This is a genomic window from Rossellomorea sp. DA94 (assembly GCF_029834455.1).
In the GTDB taxonomy this organism is placed as follows: Bacteria; Bacillota; Bacilli; order Bacillales; family Bacillaceae_B; genus Rossellomorea; species Rossellomorea vietnamensis.
This window is the reverse complement of sequence record NZ_CP122397.1, coordinates 1-10,000: the sequence shown is the minus strand read 5'-3', so window position 1 is coordinate 10,000 and position 10,000 is coordinate 1. Positions and strand designations below refer to the sequence as shown.

At 43.2% G+C, this 10,000-nt stretch carries 8 protein-coding genes (1 of these 8 cut by a window edge); all 8 read right to left on the bottom strand.

Annotation, left to right across the window (positions count from 1 at the left end; all coding sequences use genetic code 11):
- Positions 1 to 761 carry the 5' portion of an HD-GYP domain-containing protein gene (locus tag P8596_RS00040; RefSeq protein ID WP_279725460.1) on the bottom strand. The gene continues 325 nt to the left of window position 1, outside the view, so only the first 761 of its 1,086 coding nucleotides appear in the window; it begins with the start codon at positions 759 to 761; its stop codon lies beyond the left edge, outside the window.
- A gap of 150 nt (positions 762 to 911) precedes the next feature.
- Positions 912 to 3,446: a DNA gyrase subunit A gene (gene gyrA, locus P8596_RS00035; RefSeq protein WP_254652730.1), complete on the bottom strand. Its 2,535-nt coding sequence runs from the start codon at positions 3,444 to 3,446 to the stop codon at positions 912 to 914.
- Positions 3,447 to 3,554: 108 nt separating this feature from the next.
- Entirely contained in the window at positions 3,555 to 5,483 is a 1,929-nt protein-coding gene (gene gyrB / locus P8596_RS00030) for a DNA topoisomerase (ATP-hydrolyzing) subunit B (RefSeq protein ID WP_224522406.1), read from the bottom strand.
- A 42-nt stretch (positions 5,484 to 5,525) separates the two neighbouring features.
- Entirely contained in the window at positions 5,526 to 5,780 is a 255-nt protein-coding gene (gene remB / locus P8596_RS00025) for an extracellular matrix regulator RemB (RefSeq protein WP_034764730.1), read from the bottom strand.
- A gap of 9 nt (positions 5,781 to 5,789) precedes the next feature.
- Complete coding sequence (gene recF, locus P8596_RS00020) at positions 5,790 to 6,908, bottom strand: DNA replication/repair protein RecF (RefSeq protein ID WP_224522407.1); 1,119 nt, start codon at positions 6,906 to 6,908, stop codon at positions 5,790 to 5,792.
- A 17-nt stretch (positions 6,909 to 6,925) separates the two neighbouring features.
- Entirely contained in the window at positions 6,926 to 7,144 is a 219-nt protein-coding gene (gene yaaA / locus P8596_RS00015) for a S4 domain-containing protein YaaA (protein ID WP_034764734.1), read from the bottom strand.
- A 169-nt stretch (positions 7,145 to 7,313) separates the two neighbouring features.
- Positions 7,314 to 8,450, bottom strand: a complete 1,137-nt coding sequence (gene dnaN / locus P8596_RS00010; protein ID WP_034764746.1) for a DNA polymerase III subunit beta — start codon at positions 8,448 to 8,450, stop codon at positions 7,314 to 7,316.
- Between the two features lie 206 nt (positions 8,451 to 8,656).
- Positions 8,657 to 10,000 (bottom strand): chromosomal replication initiator protein DnaA, encoded by a 1,344-nt coding sequence (gene dnaA, locus P8596_RS00005; RefSeq protein ID WP_061811179.1) that lies wholly within the window; start codon positions 9,998 to 10,000, stop codon positions 8,657 to 8,659.

Genomic DNA, 10,000 nt, shown 5'->3' with positions numbered 1-10,000 from the left:
TAGAGGTGGATGCGTTCGCTCTTTTCTGATGCAGGATATCCTGTTCCATCAAAACGTTCATGGTGTTGAAAGATCGCAAGTTTTGTTTCCGTTTTTAATAGTGGAGTATCCTTGATCATCTTATACCCATTTGCCGTATGTAGCTTCACTTCTTTAAATTCATTCTCTGTCAGGGGCTGATCCTTGGATAATATGTGGGGGCTCACCTTCGCCATCCCACAATCAGCCAGCGCACCCGCTAATGCCAGTTGATTGATCTGTCCCGACTGCAATCCGATCTTCTTTCCTATTAAAGCACTGATGATACTGACTGAAACCGCATGATGATAGAGATACTCTTTCTTCGTTGAATAGTGTTGAAGGGAATAGATGTATATATGATTTTGTTCCACCTCTTGAATAACGGGGAGGATGAGTTCTCTCACTCTTGCGACATTAACGGCCGTACCCGACTGCCAATTCATGAATTCCTTTTTGTATTCCTTTACAGTCGTTAAGTAAAGGTCTACAAATCCCATTGTCTTCTGAGAATCAGTCTCTTCATGATCCGAGACTTTATCAGAAGAAAGAGGTGACTTGAATGGGTTCCCGTCGGCTTTTGTCTTCTCTATGTATAACTCGGTGATATGAAATGCTTGCAGGATATTCAAATGTTCTTCTTCTAGCACCGTATTCTTCGGAATGATCGGGCTTGCTGACAATCCCATGATATCCTCTGCTACGATGCAGCCTAATTGTATTTCGCCACGATGGACCTTCAACTATACACACCTCACGACTGTTCTTTTAGTTTATTTTACCAAATTCGGCGAGCTATAGTTGTTATTTTCAAAAAATAAATAGGTCCCTGACAAAAAAATAAGCTATTTCCAGAATGGACACCCATTCCTGAAAATAGCTTACTCTATTATTTATTCTTCTGTGTCTTCATCCGCCTCATCTGAAGCTGGTTGGTCTTCCATATCGTGCTGTTCCATTCCTTCAACAGATTCGACCGGCGCTTCCGTTTCTTCTTCATCTTCTTTTTCAACTTTGGCGACGGTTGAAACGAATTCACTTTCTTGAAGACGAATAAGCTTGACTCCTTGGGTGTTACGTCCCGTTGTGGAAATGTCATTGACGTCCATACGGATGAGAACACCATGGGCGGTGATGATCATTAAGTCTTCTTCGCCTGTAACGGCTTTGACAGAGACCAGTTCTCCATTACGCTCAGTTACATTACATGTCTTTAATCCCTTACCACCACGGGTTTGGACTCTATATTCACTGGCTGGAGTACGTTTACCGTAACCATTTACCGTGACGACCAGGACATCACTCTTGTCCTCAAGGATCTCCATGCCGACAACGATATCATCATCACTCAGGTTGATTCCTTTTACTCCGGTTGCCGTTCTTCCCATGGAACGAACGTCTGTTTCAGGGAAACGGATCAACATACCCTGCTTCGTACCGATGATCATATCTTTTTCGCCATCAGTCAATTTGACGGAAATCAGCTCATCATTTTCCCGAAGGTTGATGGCAATCAATCCGTTCGTCCGGATATTGGCGAAATCCGATACCGGTGTACGCTTGGAGATCCCCTGCTTTGTGGTAAAGAATAAGTACCAATCGTCCACGAATTCTTCTACGCGGATCATGGCGTTAATCCACTCATCTTTCTCTACGCCAAGCAGATTGATGATTGGAAGTCCTTTCGCGGTACGACTGAACTCAGGGATTTCATATCCTTTTGCACGATACGCTTTTCCTTTGTTCGTAAAGAAGAGGATCGTATCATGAGTAGAAGTCGTCAACAGATGTTCGACGAAGTCTTCATCATTGGTACCCATACCCTGGATCCCTCTTCCGCCACGTTTTTGACTGCGGTAGGTGGAAACTGGGAGACGTTTGATATAACCGTTATGGGTAAGGGAAACGACGATGTTCTCTCTGGGGATCAAATCTTCATCCTCGATGTTCTCGATTCCACCCGCTACAATTTCAGACCTTCTCTCATCATTGAAGCGTTCTTTGATTTCGATCAGTTCTTCACGGATGATTTCAAGGACCTTTTCATCATCTGCAAGGATCGCTTTTAGTTCAGCAATCAGCTTCACCAGCTCCTGGTACTCATCTTCAATTTTTTCACGTTCTAAACCGGTTAGACGTTGAAGACGCATATCCAGGATCGCCTGGGCCTGCTTATCGGATAAGGAGAAGTTCTCCATCAACCCTTGTTTCGCAAGCTCTGTTGTTTGAGAACCACGGATAAGGGCAATGATTTCATCAATGTGATCGAGGGCAATCCTCAGACCTTCTAAAATATGAGCCCTTGCTTCAGCTTTGCGCAATTCAAATTCCGTTCTGCGGCGAATGACTACACGTTGATGCTGGAGATAGTGATAGAGACATTCTTTTAAGTTCAATACCTTCGGCTGACCGTCTACAAGTGCCAGAAGATTGATCCCGAAGCTTGTTTGAAGTGCTGTTTGTTTATACAAATTATTAAGCAGGACGTTAGCATTGGCATCTTTTCGTACTTCGATGACGATGCGCATACCATTACGATCCGATTCATCACGAAGATCCGTGATGCCATCAATCTTCTTATCCCGGACCAGATCCGCGATCTTCTCAATGAGTCTCGCTTTATTCACCTGATAGGGAATTTGATGGACGATGATCGTTTCTTTTCCATTGCTCTTTGTTTCGATTTCCACACGGGCACGCATGGTGATGGAACCTTTACCTGTTTCGTAAGCGCGACGGATCCCGCTTCTTCCTACAATCAAACCGGCAGTAGGGAAATCAGGTCCGTAGATGAATTCCATCAGCTCTTGAATCGTAATGTCAGGATCTTTACTTAATGCAAGGATTCCATCGATGACCTCTCCAAGATTATGGGGAGGGATGTTCGTTGCCATTCCTACGGCGATTCCTGAAGAACCATTAACCAAAAGGTTAGGAAAACGGGCAGGTAATACCTCCGGCTCCCGCTCAGTGCCATCATAGTTATCTTTATAATCAATTGTGTCTTTATTAATATCACGAATGAGTTCCATAGAGATCTTGGACATACGTGCTTCTGTATAACGCATGGCCGCTGCGGCGTCACCGTCCACAGAACCGAAGTTACCGTGACCGTCAACCAGCATATAGCGATAGTTGAAATCCTGTGCCATACGGACCATGGTGTCATAAACAGCTGAGTCACCATGAGGGTGATACTTACCGATTACTTCACCGACGATACGTGCTGATTTCTTGTACGCTTTATCAGACGTCATTCCGAGGTCATTCATCGCATATAAAATACGGCGATGGACGGGCTTAAGGCCATCACGTGCATCTGGTAAGGCACGTGAAACGATGACACTCATCGCGTAATCCAGGAAAGACGAGCGCATTTCACTACTTATATTAATCTCTTTAACATTCGATCTTGGTGTTTCTGCCATAGTAAAAGGGACCTCCTTTTAAAGAAAGATTTATACCTTTCTTACTCTTTACCTTGTCCGCTATGTAAAAGACAGGATAGCACCCAGGTCTATCCTGTTTATTTCATTTTAGATATCCAAGTTCTTGACGTAAGCTGCGTTTTCTTCGATGAAGTTACGTCTCGGCTCTACTTTGTCACCCATCAGGATATCAAAGGTTTCGTCGGCTTCGATCGCATCTTGAAGGCTTACTTGCAGCAAGGTCCTTGATTCCGGATCCATTGTCGTTTCCCAAAGCTGCTCTGGATTCATCTCTCCAAGACCTTTGTAACGCTGGATTCCAGGTTTAGGCGTCGGAGAAATTTCTGCAAGTATTCGATCCAGTTCTTTATCATTGTAGGCGTACTCGATCTTCTTCCCTTGTTGTATTTTGTACAAAGGTGGTTGGGCGATATAGATATAACCTGCTTCAATGATATTTCTCATGTAACGATAGAAGAACGTTAATAATAGTGTACGAATATGAGCGCCATCAACGTCGGCATCAGTCATGATCACGATTTTATGGTATCTTGCTTTAGCCAGGTTGAAGTCTTCACCAATACCAGTCCCGAGAGCTGTAATGATCGCACGGACCTCGTTATTAGAAAGGATCTTATCAAGACGTGCCTTTTCAACGTTGATGATTTTACCGCGCAGTGGAAGGATGGCCTGGAAGTGACGGTCACGTCCCTGTTTGGCCGATCCACCGGCTGAGTCACCCTCAACCACATAGATTTCGCTGATGCTCGGGTCTTTGGAAGAACAGTCAGCCAGTTTACCAGGCAGACTTGAAATTTCAAGAGCACTCTTACGGCGGGTAAGCTCCCTTGCTTTTTTCGCAGCCAGTCGGGCACGGGCAGCCATCAGGCCTTTTTCAACGACCTTCCGGGCAACAACCGGGTTTTCAAGTAAGAATGTTTCCAGATGCTCTGAGAATAGAGAATCCGTAATCGTCCTCGCTTCCGAGTTCCCGAGTTTTGTTTTCGTCTGACCTTCGAATTGAGGGTCAGGATGTTTGATCGAAATGATGGCTGTCAGACCTTCCCGGACATCTTCCCCTGAAAGATTCGCATCGTTCTCTCTGAATACATTATTTTTACGGGCGTAATCATTGATGACCCTCGTTAAAGCCGTTTTAAATCCAGACTCATGGGTTCCACCTTCATGGGTATGGATGTTATTGGCGAATGAGTAAAGATTGCTTGCGAAACCGTCATTGTATTGAAGGGCGATTTCAACGGTGATATCATCCTTCTCACCTTCGATATAGATCGGTTCTTCATGGATGACTTCTTTCGAACGGTTAAGGTGCTCAACGTATGACTTGATTCCACCTTCATAATGGTAGTCCCGTCTTTTCCCTTCTCCGCGCTTATCTTCAATACTGATCTGGATCCCTCTGTTCAAGAACGCCAATTCACGAATACGGTTTGCCAGTGTGTCATAATCGTATTCCGTCGTTTCAGTAAAGATTTCAGGATCTGGAGTGAAGTGGATGATCGTTCCGGTCTTATCCGTTTCTCCGACCACTTTAAGGTCGAAGCTCGGAACACCTTTTTCGAATTTCTGATAGTAGATGTTCCCATCACGATGGACATGTACCTCAAGTTCCGTGGAAAGGGCATTTACAACCGAGGCCCCTACTCCGTGCAGACCTCCGGATACTTTATATCCGCCGCCGCCGAACTTACCGCCCGCGTGAAGGACCGTCATGATGACCTCTACGGCAGGACGTCCCATTTTTTCGTGGATACCGACCGGAATCCCACGTCCATTATCCGTCACGGTAATACTGTTATCCTCTTCAATGATGACTTCGATTTCACTACAATGTCCGGCTAATGCTTCATCAATACTGTTATCAACGATTTCCCACACCAAGTGATGCAGACCTCTGCCGCTTGTTGATCCAATATACATTCCCGGTCTTTTCCGAACGGCCTCTAAACCTTCTAAAACCTGAATCTGATTTTCATCATAGGAGCCGCCTTGCGCTTGATTTTGTTCTATAGCCATACTGATTCACCTACACTTTCTAACCTTCAGGGCTTTATATTTCTATAATAAATTCTCATAGTTTGAGTATTTCTTTGATCGCTTCTTTAACGTGCTGGATGCCAGTGGTGAAAGATACAACTGGCCCGTTGTGATAACAAGAGATTTATATGAACCCTTTGCAAGATTGCAAAGGTTATGATCTTTCGTTTTTAGAAAATGTTGAATTTCCTCTGAAAATTGAACGGTGTCTCGATCAATAATTGCGATGATTTCATCTGTACGTACCATGACATCTTCTCCAACATGTATGTACAAGGTAACACCTCATTTCAATCTTTTCATAGATCCGGCTTCCACTTCGAACGTAGTCGCCTCGTTTAAGGTTTGATGATCAATCCCGTCCACATTGGTTGTGGTCACGAAGGTTTGAACTTTCCCCTGAATGGTATTTAATAAGTGAGACTGACGATAATCATCCAACTCAGATAACACATCATCCAGAAGTAAGATGGGATACTCTTTGATCTCAGAGTGTATCAGCTCGATTTCTGCAAGCTTCACAGAGAGGGCTGTCGTCCGTTGCTGCCCCTGTGACCCGAATGTTTGTACATCCCGTCCATTCACAATAAATTGAAGATCATCCCGATGCGGTCCGACCAGGGTCACACCCCGATCAATTTCCCGTTCACGGATATCATCGAATTTCTGCTCATATATATCTACCATTTTTGACCATTCTTGATTATCTGATACATCCAAAGACGGTTTATATACGATTTCCAACGTTTCCAGGTTTCTTGAAATCCCTGAATGGATCGGTTTCGCCCAACTTTCCAACAATTGAACGAACTCAAATCGTTTCTTCGTAATCTTCACCGCCATCTCGATGAACTGTTCGGTCAAGACATCAAGCATCGTCTGGTCTTTTTGTTTTCTCGTCTGCAACTGTTTTAAATAATGGTTCCGCTGCTGTAATATTTTTTGATAAAGGCTGATATCATGTAAATAAACAGGAGAAACCTGACCGATTTCCATATCAATAAAACGGCGCCTAACTTGAGGGCTCCCTTTTACCAAATGAAGATCTTCAGGTGCAAACATGACAACATTCATATTCCCGACATATTGACTCAATTTAGACTGTTCAAGGTGATTACTCTTCGCCTTTTTCCCCTTTTTGGACAGGATCAGCTCCAAAGGTAAACCACCGTTATATTTCTGAATCCTACCTTTTATTTTAGCATATTCCTGGTCCCAACGGATTAAATCTTTATCATTCGAGGTACGGTGGGATTTAGCCATTGCCAGGACATAGATAGACTCCATGATATTCGTCTTCCCCTGAGCATTTTCTCCAAGAATGACGTTCACCTTATTTTCGAAACTCACGTCGATCGATTCGTAATTACGGTAGTTTCTTAATTCCAATTGTTCAATGTACATGGACATAACACCCTTTATTATTCTCCAGCAACCACAAAGACCCCTACTTCAGGAATTTCAACTTTGTCTCCAACCGTAAGTTTTCTCCCTCTTCTTTGGTCTTGTTCCCCGTTTATGTATACTTCATATTCACTTAAGAACCATTTCGCCATCCCACCGGACTGAATCACTTCAGCAAGCTTCAGGAATTGTCCCAATGTGATGATTTCTGTTTCGATGGTGATCTCTTTCGCCACTAAAATCACTACTTTCCGTATAAAGTCTCTAATATATTATTTTACTCTAAATGGAGTTAAGTCACAACTAACGAAAAATGGAGAATATGGTCGCAGTTGATTTCAGAAGGATTCCCTAAATGTAAAAAGCCAACACCTGAGCTTTTTCGAAGGTGTTGGCTTTTGATTTTTAGTACGTTCTAACCGGAAGGATCAGCTGAAGGATGGATTCATCATGAAGCGGCTTCAATACGAACGGTCTCATCGCTCCTGTGAAGTTCACATGAATTTCCGTTCCTTCAATCGCTTTTAACGCGTCCATCATATATTTTGCGCTGAAAGAGATTTTCAGTTCTTCCCCTTCCACCGAATGGCTTTCCACCTGCTCGATGACTTTCCCGATTTCAGGAGTGTTTGACGAAATTTCAATGATTCCACCATCAAGGGTCGAAAGTTTCACGACGTTGTTCCGGCCTTCTCTCGCCAGCAGCGATGCACGATCGATCGCTTGTAAAAATTCTTTTGTATTAAGGGTCAATTCTGTTTTCGTATCAGATGGAATCAATCGGCTTGTGTCCGGGTAATTCCCCTCTAATAGTCTTGAGAAGAATAATAAATGTTTTGCCTTAAACAGGACCTGATTTTCCGTAATGACGATTTCAACTGGTTCATCCGTATCATCAAGGATCTTGTTCAACTCATTTAAGCTCTTTCCTGGAATCACGATATTGTAAGAAGCATCATGATTGGTTTCGATCGGTGCTTTTCTCATGGCAAGCCTGTGACTATCTGTTGCAATACAGCTTAGCTCCCCGTCTTCGATCTGACAGTTTACACCTGTCAAGATGGGGCGTGTTTCTGAGGTGGACACTGCAAATACGGTTTGTCTGATCATCGTTTTAAGAAGATCCGTTGATACTTTTATTCCGTTTCCTTCTTCAATTTGAGGAAGATGCGGATATTCTTCAGGATCCAGCCCGTTCAAATTGAATTCTGCCTGTCCTGAACGAATGACTGTCTGGAAGTGACTCTGAACTTCGATTTCCACCGTATCTTTCGGTAATTTCTTAACGATCTCACTAAAGAATTTTGCTTGGAGGACGATGCCGCCTGTTTCCATGATCCCAACGATTTCAGTGCCTTCTTCCTCATTCGGGATAAAGGATTCAATCGAGATATCCGAATCACTACCTGTCAATGTAACACCATCTTCAGTGGCAATGATCTTGATCCCGGTCAGGATGGGAATGGTCGTTCTTGATGTGACAGCTTTCATAACGTCCTGGACGCTCTGGACAAGATAGTCCCTTTGAATAACAAATTTCATGATTTATTCCTCCAATTTGCACATAATTTTATGGACTGAATCATATACTAATAATTTATTTAAAAAATAGTAATAGAAGTAGTAGGGCCTGTTGATATGTGGATAAGTGTATGAATCGAACGTAAACACAGCCTATCCACATGTGGACAGACTGTGTGCTAGTTAGTCGGAGTTATTCACATTATCCAGTTTGGTTGTGTGTAGAATCAGGCCTTTAATGTTTCACGAATTTCCTTCAATTGCTGCTGAAGAAGAGCATCCGTTCCGAGTAATGTACTGATTTTCTCATGAGCATGAATGACAGTCGTGTGATCACGTCCGCCAAACTCTTCGCCGATTTTTGGAAGGGAGGAATCCGTCATTTCCCTTGATAGATACATGGCGATTTGCCTTGGGAATGCGATGGACTTTGTTCGTTTCTTCGCTTTAAAGTCCTCTAGCTTCACATTGAAGTGCTCCCCAACGACACGTTGAATTTCCTGGATGGTAATCGCCCTTGGCTTCGAGCTCGGGATGATATCTTTCAACGCCTCGGCTGCAAGATCTGCATTGATATCTTTATTTATAAGAGAAGAGTACGCGACGACACGGATCAATGCGCCCTCTAACTCACGAATATTCGAATCAATCTGATTAGCTATATAAAGCATGGCTTCATTTGGAATATCCAGTCCTTCAGCCTTTGCTTTCTTTCGTAAAATCGCAATTCTCGTCTCGAGATCCGGTGGAGTGATATCTGTTATAAGCCCCCATTCGAATCGGGAACGAAGTCTATCTTCAAGTGTCGGGATTTCCTTCGGTGGCCGATCACTGGAAATGACAATTTGCTTGCTTTCTTCATGTAAGGTATTAAAAGTATGGAAAAATTCCTCTTGTGTTTGTTCTTTACCGGCTAAAAATTGAATATCATCGATTAATAAAACGTCAACATTCCGGTATTTGTTGCGGAAATCGACTGCTTTATTATCCCTGATGGAGTTAATGAATTCGTTGGTGAATTTTTCAGATGATAGATAAACCACTTTTGCAGCGGGATTATGCTCAAGTACATAATGGCCGATGGCATGCATCAAGTGAGTTTTTCCAAGACCGACTCCCCCATAAATAAATAAGGGATTATAGGCTTTGGCAGGTGCTTCAGCCACAGCCAAAGAAGCGGCATGGGCGAACCGGTTGCCCGAACCGATAACAAACGTGTCGAACGTGTATTTAGCGTTCAGCATATTTTGGTTGATATCCTGCTGATCATCATCCTTCATCGACTTTGGCGGTATTTGAATATCAAACTCTTCCGGCTCCTGGTTTTGAGGAATGATAAATTTCACGACTAGTTCTTCGCCCGTAATATCATACAAAACCCCTGAGATTAGCTGAGAGTAACGGCCTTCCAGCCAATCTCTAGCAAATTCATTTGGAGCTGTAATCACAAGGGTGTCCCCTTGAATGGAATGGGCCTTAGTTGATTTCAACCAAGTATCAAAGCTTGGTTTACTGATCTTTTTTTCGATATTTTCTAAGGCCTTGCTCCAAAGATCCCCGATATTCTCCAA